Origin of the sequence: Bradyrhizobium sp. Rc2d, assembly GCF_900099855.1 — a bacterium.
Taxonomy (GTDB): domain Bacteria; phylum Pseudomonadota; class Alphaproteobacteria; order Rhizobiales; family Xanthobacteraceae; genus Bradyrhizobium.
Genome location: NZ_FNCU01000042.1, coordinates 71,426 through 78,460, shown reverse-complemented (window position 1 = coordinate 78,460; position 7,035 = coordinate 71,426). Strand labels below are relative to the sequence as shown.

Here is a 7,035-nt window from a genome sequence, read left to right as displayed (position 1 = left end):
AAAAATAGCCCTGCACCGTCGAGTATGGCGGGAACTCCTTGGGCAAGGCTCGCCATTGGCAGCCGCTCGACAAAATATAGAAAATCGCCTGCACGATCTCGCGCAAATCGACCTCGCGCGGCCGGCCCAATCGCCGCCGCGGCGGCATCTTCCGGGCGATCAGCGCCCACTCGGCATCGGTCAGGTCGCTTGCGTAACGCAGTCCACTGCGCTGATACTGGATACGAGCGGCTTTGGTCCACGGCATGGTGTCCTCCCTCGAATCTTTGCAAATCCGAAGGAATCACAAGCCCGCCAAAACCGCTCACCCTTTTTCGGTCGGGCTCTTAGAACAACAGCGAACAACAGCCGGTTGTCGAGGCGCCAGGCGAACCAGGCGAGGGCGCAAATCCAGCCCAGCATCGCGATTGCCGCGAGGCCGAGCCCGCCGAGTGCGAGCAGCGAGCTTCCGGCCGCCGGCGTCTCGACGAGTTCCTCAGGCGTATCGACCTGGCTCACGGCGTCCGCTGGCCTTGCCTCCTGCCGTTCATTGATCTCTGCTCGTTCGTGGAAATTCACCGGCCGCGCTTCAGCTCACAGGGACGTGAGACGCCGTCCGTGCAGGCGGGCGCATGCTGATCGCGGACACTCTCGGAGGCCCCGGACAGGCGGGAAAAAGCTGCAACGCGTGGCGTAGTGATTGGTTGCCGTCGTCTGGCCGAAAGGCGCTGCGAAAGCCTTGGCACTCATTCTCCTTGCCGCGAGACTTTGGCGCGATGTTTCAAGCTATTGCAGCCTTCCGAGGGCGTAGAATTGCCGGACGCTCATCGAACCTTCTGCGCGGCGCCATAGACATATGCGTGTTGGGGATTTCAGCGCCCAATGCCTAAACGGACGCCGCCAAGCGATGATACTCCGCTTGCGCGGCGTTGCGCTTTTCAGGCGTCACTTTTTCAGATCTGGCCCATCAGCTCGAGGCGTGCCAGCCGGCCGGAAACGGCACGAACGGCCAGACTGTCTCGTTGTCGTTGGCGGGCTTCGGCGGCTGCTGGGACGGTGTCTTTGCGATCGGGACAGACGTTGTCGATCGCAGCGCCAAGCGCAGACATGCACATTGCAAATTCATTGTGGTCGTCCTGGCCAGTCAATTCTTCTGAAAATACGTGCCGGCTCAAAAACACCGCGCGTCCTCAAAACGGCGCGCTCTCAAATCACGCACGCACTCTAGAAAAGTCGACGGCGGCTTTCAACCAATCTCGCCGTTTGCGCACGAGAAGTAAGGTTGATCGGTTAGGTTAAGGGCGAGCGGTTGTTGCGGGCGCCCTAGTCGCTGTTATCAGATCGAGCACGGCTCGCGATGGGCTGCCTGAAATCCGTGCTCACACAAGATCACAGTTCGTGGCAGCGCGCGTATCAGCCGAATTCTGCGCCGTGAGTTCTGCCATGTCTTCCGATCGCAACTCCAAAACCGCCGGTCCGCAGTCGAGTTGGACCGAGATTTGGCATCTCTGGACCGTGATCGTGCCGCGCCGCTCGATCAACGGACAGCTCGTCTACGGCAAGGTCTGGCGCCGCCACGACGGCCGCGACTGGATCTACAAGAAGTTCACCGAGTTCGACGGCGAAGAGGCGGCCTGACGCGGCATCGGCGGCCGCGTCACCATCAGGCGGCCTTCGCCGCAGCCGGCTTTGACGGCGGCGGCTTCAACGGCTTGTCCTGCTTCTTCGACCACGAGATGTAATAGGCCACCGTCGTCATGATCGCGACGCCGGCGATGCTGACGAAGAGCTGCGCGAACAGCGAGCCCGAGCTCATCGACAGCTCGAAATGGCCGACGAAGGATAGGAACACGCCGACGCAGAACACCGCGAGCGACTGCTGACCGCAGACGATCAGCGGATCGAACACCTTCCACTCCAGGCCCGGCCATTCCTTCGGCACGAAGCGGATCACCAGGATCACGATCACGACGAAGTGGATGAAGCGGTAGGGCGCGAGGTTGGTCTTGTCGTTCGGGTTAAACGCCGAGAACAGCCATTGCGGGAGCATGCCGCCCAAGGTCGGGAAGCGGCCGGCCATGGTCATGATCAGCGCGAAGGCGAGATAGGCGAGGCAGAGGTAAAGCGTGATCGGCGCGTTGATCAGCGTCATCGAGCGCCGCGCGCCGCCCATGGCGCACCAGGCCCCGAACACGAACAGCACCTGCCAGCAATACGGGTTGAAATACCACTGGCCGGCCGGATAGGCCGTCAAATTCCAGCCGAAATGGCGCGCGGCCAGCCACAGCACGATGGACAGCGCCATCGTCACGTCGGGCTTGCGCAGCATGAACCACAGCACCGGCGGAAACAGTCCCATCAGCACGATGTAGAGCGGCAGCACGTCGAGATTGAGCGGCTTGAAGCGCAGGAATAGGCCCTGGCGCAGCGTCTCCGTGGCGTTGTCGACGAGGCCGGCGACGTTGAACTCATTGATCATCTCGGAATCGCCGAAGCGCAGCGCGAGATAGCTGATCGAGGCGATGTAGATCACGAACAGGATGATGTGGGCGACATAGAGCTGCCAGACCCGCTTGGTCAGCCTTGTGGCGCCGACGACGAAGCCGCGCTCCAGCATCATCCGCGCATAGACGAAGGACGCGGTGTAGCCGGAGATGAAGACGAACAGGTCGGCGGCGTCGGAAAAGCCGTAATTGCGCGTCGTGACCCAGTTCACGACGTTGTCGGGGATGTGGTCGAGGAAGATCGCCCAGTTCGCAACACCGCGAAACAGGTCGAGTCGGAGGTCGCGCCCCTTTTCGGGAAGCGTTGCGCTGATGTTCAGGAAGGCCATGCGACGGGAGCTTTCGGAAGGAACAAATACGCTGATGTCGGGGAGCCAGTGCCGCCGGGCGGGGTCCCGGCGCGGAAGGCGGGTACGCAATTGTCACGGTGCAGCATAATGACTATACCCGTAGGTAGGGCACCCGGGGAGCCGGAATCACCGAACACTTCCCGAACGGTGTCTCTATACTATCCCTGAGATTTCTACCAACTGCCACCGTGACGCATCCAGTTCGAACGAAAAGACGAAGAGGCCCGGACCACCCATGACCGCACGCATTTTCAAGCCCGCCAAGAACGCGATGCAATCCGGCCGGTCCAAGACGAAGGAATGGCAGCTCGATTACGAGCCGGAGCAGCCGCGTTCGGTCGAGCCGCTGATGGGCTGGACCTCGTCCGGCGACATGAAGCAACAGATCACGCTGCGCTTCCACAGCAAGGAAGAGGCGGTCGCCTATTGCGAGCGCAAGGGCATCGCCTACCAGGTGATCGAGCCGCAGGAGTCGATACGCCGGCCGGCCGCCTATGCCGACAATTTCTCGTTCCGCCGCGGCGAGCCCTGGACGCATTGAGGGCCCAACCCGGCGCCAAAGACTTCCGTCATGGCCGGGACAAGGCCTGGCCATGACGGCGGGAAGATATTCCGCCCACACATTATAAACCTCGCATCCGACCATCCCACGCCGCGGATCAGCTACCACGCCGGCTCTGGCCCTTGGCAGCTATTCCGCCGCATGCTTCGCTGCCGCACATGACAATCTCATGGGCGAGGTGGGTATGGCGGGGCGTGACCAGCTCGACGGCGTCGATCTGAAGATATTGTCCGAACTGCAGCAGGACGGGCGGGTTCGCAACAATGAGCTGGCGCTGCGGGTCGGGGTGTCCGCACCCAACTGCCTGCGGCGGCTGAAATCGCTGTTCAGCCGCGGCGTGATCCGGGCGGTGCGCGCCGTCATCGACGAGCGGCGGCTCGGCTATGAGGTGGTATCGTTCGTCTCGATCCAGCTCGGCAGCCAGGCCCAGCCCGTGCTGGAGGCGTTCGAGAGCTCGATTGCCGCGATCCCGCGCATCCAGCAGTGTTGGCGGATTTCGGGCGACACCGACTATCTCCTCAAATGCGTGGCGCCAAGCGTCGAGAGCATGCGCCAGCAGCTCCTGCATTTCGCCGCGATGCCGAACGTGAAGAACGTCCGCAGCTTTCCAGTGCTGGGTGTCGCGAAGGACGTGCCTCTGCCGTTGCAGGAGGTCGCGACGGTATTTGTGGGATAGGGACGCTGCGTTCCAGGCGCCGTCACCGCCAGGCTCGCGAAAATCCGAAGGAGTGGTGCGCCGCCACTATGATGCTGAGTAAATCACCTAACTGTGACATGTGATTTCGGAAGTCCTGCGATGCGCTAAACCGTGATTGTCGGTTCGGGGCCGCCGCCTAGATCCAAGGTGTGAACCTCGGCCTGCGTCGCGTGCCGAGGACTCTTTTGTGGGACCCTGAGCCAGGAAAAGACACCATGACCTCGACCTCGAAGACGTTTGTCGCATCCGCTGCGACGCTGTTTGCATCCGCGTTTCTCATGATGACCGCACCCGCCGCGCGTGCAGACGATTTCTGCATTACCAACGGTGCCCAGGCCGCTCACGGTTGCGGTTATCCGACCATGGAAGCCTGCCGGGCCGCTGCCGGCGGCATCGGCGGCACCTGCTCGCAGAGCGGCGGTGCGAAGACCTCGAATGACGCGCTGGCCTACCAGCCGAAACAGACGCGGTCGCGTAGCAAGCTTCGCCCGGGCGCGCAGACCAACTCGAACTAACGCCTGAATTCGAACCGGTTTCGAAAACATTCGGCCTCCGGGAGTCATCTCGGGGGCCTTCAATTTATGACAGTGAGGCGACAGCGGGCATGCTTCAGCGATACCGCCCGCGAAACTCGCGCGGGGAGGCGCCGGTCCATGTACGGAAGGCACGCGAAAAACTCTTCTCGTTGCGGAATCCGGCAATTTCCGCGATCCGCTTGATCGGCGTGCGGCCGCGCATCAGCTCCTGCTTGGCGAGCTCGAACTTTGCCTCTTCCTTGAGATCGCGCAGCGAGGTGGCCTCTTCGCGCAGGCGCCGATGCATGGTGCGGGTGGACAGCGCCAGCTCGCGCGCGACATCCTCGGCGCCGAGACTGCGTCCGCGCGCATTGCGGAGCACCCGGCGCACGCGCTCGACAAGAAGCCGGTCGCGCCGATAGGGCAGCACCGTCAGCCGCAAGGCGCCTTTGAGCATGTTATCGAGGTCGGCGGCGCTGCGCGCGAGCGGCAGCGAGAGATAGTGCTTGTCGAAGATGATCGCGGCGCGGTCCGCGTTGAAGCGGATATTGCGGCAGAAGATGGTCGGGTAGACCGAGACGTGGCTGGGCTGGGGGTAAGGAAATTCCGCCGCGCGCAAGGCGATCGCGGAATCGACCGCCCAGCAGGAGAAGCCGAGCACGTAGCGGAGCAGGGTGACCAGGCAGAATTCGCGCAACGGCCCGAGGTCGCGCAGCTCCCGGATGGAGACGACCGCGGTCTCCTCACTGAGCTCGAGATCGAGCAGCACGTCCTCGGTGAGCAGGCGGTGATGCCGGCACCAGCGCTTGAGTGCGACTTGAAGCGTTGGCGCCGTGATCGAGGCGCGGCACAGCATGCCATAAGTGCCCCATGGCAGCCGGCGCGAGAACCAGCCGAGCGCCTCGTCGTCGAGCTCGCGCATGGCATGGCCCGCCAGGGCCTCGAACTGGGCGGCCGTGATCCGCCCGTCCGGAGAATTGACAAGGTCCGGCGCTACCTGACCCCGGCTCAGCGCCTCCGCGGGATCGCGGCCGTATCGTTCATAAGCGGCGACCACACCGCGGACGAAGGCGGCAGGGGTCATGGCACGGCGCGGGATCGCGGTGGCGGCTTGAAAAGGCATCGGAATTCCCTCGGAAAATCCTCGCCAAGTTTGGCGGAAAATGCAACCTTTTCGACCGCAAGAGCGCCGGGGCCCCGCTAGGTTCGGATGCCAAAATAGGGAGGAATCGCCTTGAACATCCCGAGCATCGACTTCGATTTGGGCGAAGACATCGGCATGCTGCGCGACACGCTTCGCGCCTTCGTGGAGGCGGAGATCACGCCGCGCGCTGCCGACATCGAGAAGGCCAATCTATTTCCGGCGGACCTCTGGAAGCGCTTCGGCGACCTCGGCCTGCTCGGCATGACCGCGCCGGAGCAATATGGCGGCTCCAACATGGGCTATCTCGCCCATATCGTCGCCATGGAGGAGATTTCGCGCGGTTCGGCTGCCGTGGGGCTCTCCTACGGCGCCCATTCCAACCTCTGCGTCAACCAGATCCGCCGCAACGGCAACGACGCGCAGCGCCAGCGCTATCTGCCGAAGCTGATCTCCGGAGAGTATGTCGGCGCGCTCGCGATGTCCGAGCCCGGCGCCGGTTCCGACGTGGTCTCGATGAAGCTGCGCGCCGACAAGCGCGGCGATCGCTACGTGCTCAACGGCTCGAAGATGTGGATCACCAATGGCGGCGATGCCGACGTGCTCGTCGTCTACGCCAAGACCGATCCGGACGCCGGTCCGCGCGGCATGACCGCCTTCCTCATCGAGAAAGGCTTCAAGGGGTTTACCCACGGCCAGCACCTCGACAAGCTAGGCATGCGGGGCTCCAACACCTATCCCTTGTTCTTCGACGAATGCGAGGTGCCGGAGGAGAACGTGCTCGGCAAGGTCGGCGAGGGCGTCAAGGTGCTGATGTCCGGCCTCGACTATGAGCGCGCGGTGCTCTCGGGCGGCCCGCTCGGCATCATGGCGGCGTGCATGGACGCGGTGGTGCCTTACATGCACGAACGCAAGCAGTTCGGCCAGCCGATCGGCGATTTCCAGCTGATGCAGGGCAAGCTCGCCGACATGTATTCGACCTGGCAGGCCACGCGCGCCTATGTGTACGCGGTCGGGCGCGCCTGCGACCGCGCCGACCACGCGCGCAGCTTGCGCAAGGATGCGGCTGCCGCGATCCTCTATTCCGCGGAGAAGGCGACGTGGATGGCGGGCGAGGCGATCCAGGCGCTCGGCGGGGTCGGCTACACCAGCGAATTCCCGGTCGGACGTCTGTGGCGCGACGCCAAACTCTACGAGATCGGCGCCGGCACCTCGGAGGTTCGCCGCATGCTGATCGGCCGCGAGCTGATGGCCGAGACGGCTTAAAGCGTTCACCTCATTGGAATC

The 7,035-nt window shown here is 63.4% G+C and carries 9 protein-coding genes; 5 read left to right on the top strand and 4 right to left on the bottom strand.

Translation table 11 applies throughout. The features are described from left to right. Window positions 1–247 (bottom strand): transposase (locus BLV07_RS34870; protein WP_143035577.1); only part of this gene is annotated, 247 nt, incomplete at its 3' end. A gap of 685 nt (window positions 248–932) precedes the next feature. Then, entirely contained in the window at window positions 933–1,160 is a 228-nt protein-coding gene (locus tag BLV07_RS47935) for a hypothetical protein (protein WP_176945955.1), read from the bottom strand. A 262-nt stretch (window positions 1,161–1,422) separates the two neighbouring features. On the opposite strand from BLV07_RS47935, the gene BLV07_RS34860 reads away from it, so the two are divergent. Beyond that, window positions 1,423–1,617 (top strand): hypothetical protein, encoded by a 195-nt coding sequence (locus tag BLV07_RS34860; protein WP_091894901.1) that lies wholly within the window; start codon window positions 1,423–1,425, stop codon window positions 1,615–1,617. Between the two features lie 25 nt (window positions 1,618–1,642). Here BLV07_RS34860 and BLV07_RS34855 read toward each other — a convergent pair whose 3' ends face one another. Further along, window positions 1,643–2,812, bottom strand: coding sequence for an OpgC domain-containing protein (locus BLV07_RS34855; RefSeq protein ID WP_091894900.1), 1,170 nt, complete (start codon window positions 2,810–2,812; stop codon window positions 1,643–1,645). 256 nt (window positions 2,813–3,068) lie between these two features. On the opposite strand from BLV07_RS34855, the gene BLV07_RS34850 reads away from it, so the two are divergent. The 3 genes from BLV07_RS34850 to BLV07_RS34840 all read left to right on the top strand — a co-directional run bounded on the left by BLV07_RS34850 (window position 3,069) and on the right by BLV07_RS34840 (window position 4,607). After that, entirely contained in the window at window positions 3,069–3,374 is a 306-nt protein-coding gene (locus BLV07_RS34850) for an ETC complex I subunit (RefSeq protein WP_091894897.1), read from the top strand. Window positions 3,375–3,579: 205 nt separating this feature from the next. Further along, window positions 3,580–4,071 (top strand): Lrp/AsnC family transcriptional regulator, encoded by a 492-nt coding sequence (locus tag BLV07_RS34845; protein ID WP_091894917.1) that lies wholly within the window; start codon window positions 3,580–3,582, stop codon window positions 4,069–4,071. 236 nt (window positions 4,072–4,307) lie between these two features. Next, window positions 4,308–4,607: a DUF3551 domain-containing protein gene (locus BLV07_RS34840; RefSeq protein WP_091894895.1), complete on the top strand. Its 300-nt coding sequence runs from the start codon at window positions 4,308–4,310 to the stop codon at window positions 4,605–4,607. Window positions 4,608–4,701: 94 nt separating this feature from the next. Here the strand turns inward: BLV07_RS34840 and BLV07_RS34835 are convergent, their stop codons facing one another. Beyond that, complete coding sequence (locus tag BLV07_RS34835; protein WP_091894893.1) at window positions 4,702–5,730, bottom strand: AraC family transcriptional regulator; 1,029 nt, start codon at window positions 5,728–5,730, stop codon at window positions 4,702–4,704. 156 nt (window positions 5,731–5,886) lie between these two features. Here BLV07_RS34835 and BLV07_RS34830 point away from each other — a divergent pair, with 156 nt between their 5' ends. Next, window positions 5,887–7,014 carry an isovaleryl-CoA dehydrogenase gene (locus BLV07_RS34830; RefSeq protein ID WP_091894915.1) on the top strand — a complete coding sequence of 376 codons (1,128 nt, stop codon included), beginning with the start codon at window positions 5,887–5,889 and terminating at the stop codon, window positions 7,012–7,014. Window positions 7,015–7,035: the final 21 nt, after the last annotated feature.